Source organism: Shigella sp. SIG3, from assembly GCF_053555855.1.
In genome coordinates this window covers 1-1162 of record NZ_JBQZXE010000248.1, presented here as the reverse complement: position 1 = coordinate 1162, position 1162 = coordinate 1, and the positions used below count along the sequence as shown (strand labels likewise).

The following is a 1162-nucleotide window of genomic DNA, read 5'->3' as shown; positions in this document are numbered from 1 at the left end:
AACGCCTCTGTAGTATTAACGTATTTGATGTTGTTTGGCAGTTTTACTTGTTTCGCCGTAGCGAAGACAGAGAACAGAATAGTTACAGCAACGAGTAAAGTTTTGATAAAAGTTTTCATGACAGACTCCTTAAATTAGTTAACCGCAGCTACGTAGTTTTTCACCAGATACGCGAATTCATGCACGCCAATTTCGCCGAACCAAACCAGGTAGGCCGGGTCATCTAAACCAAAGTAGCGGTAGCCAACGACTTCATGGGTTTTTGGGTTATAGAGTGTTACGATAAAGTCCCAGCCGCAGGTATTGGCTTTGCAACCGTCGCCCTGGAGCCAGACTGTACCGTTAATGGTTACTGGCGTTACGTTTCCGCCAGGGCCATCCATATACCCGCCTTTACCGAACATGCCGCTCAGTCCGACCGGTTTTAATGCTTTGTCAAGCGCAGCTTTGTAGGCAGCGTCACCTTCGTACAACTCGTACGTTGTTGGACACGCTCCAGGTTGTTCAGCCCGGGCGTTTGGGTCGCAGCTGAGCGCTTGTTTCACGCTCGCTGCTTCCACGTTAAAGCCAGTAAACAGAACCGCCAGAAATAACATCAGGGTATGTAAACGTTTCATTGTAAATATTCTTCCGTTGTAAATGGCGCTGGAAAATTTCTCATCAGTGAAACCTTCCGGAAATTTCCCCCCCTTGTATGATGTATATCGCCAGTATTTTATTTCATCCCGGATATAATTTTTATATTTCCCGGCACGTGCAATAACGCTGACCAGAGATATAAGGCTCATTAATAACTTTACAGGTAATTGCATAATTAAATTTCCAGTGAGTGAATTGACAGGTGAGGGGTAAAACTTTCTCTCAGGTAATATATATCTGAAAATATTTTCAATAACACCAGCTAGGAAAAACACCACCACAGGCGGTGGCGTTTCTTTGGAGCGTCTTTATTTAATCCGGGCCATCGCGTTTCTCAGTGCCAAATCTGCCTCTTCCGTTATCTCCAGACTTTTCTGCAACACCGTTTCTGACCGGGACAGTACCTGACGTGCTGCCAGCGGTTTCCGGATATGCTCCATCGTCAGCATCGTGTCTTCATAGCCCTGCTGACGCCAGGCGTCGGTATGTGCCAACGTGAAACTGAGCAGACCGCCGCTGTTGT

At 46.5% G+C, this 1162-nt stretch carries 1 protein-coding gene and 2 pseudogenes; all 3 read right to left on the bottom strand.

Features of this window, described 5'->3' with window-relative positions:
• Window positions 1-119 (bottom strand): annotated as a pseudogene (locus ACUU1I_RS20660) (hypothetical protein); the annotation flags it as partial.
• 15 nt (window positions 120-134) lie between these two features.
• Entirely contained in the window at window positions 135-812 is a 678-nt protein-coding gene (locus tag ACUU1I_RS20655) for a hypothetical protein (protein WP_005115548.1), read from the bottom strand.
• Window positions 813-947: 135 nt separating this feature from the next.
• Window positions 948-1162 (bottom strand): annotated as a pseudogene (locus ACUU1I_RS20650) (ferredoxin reductase); the annotation flags it as partial.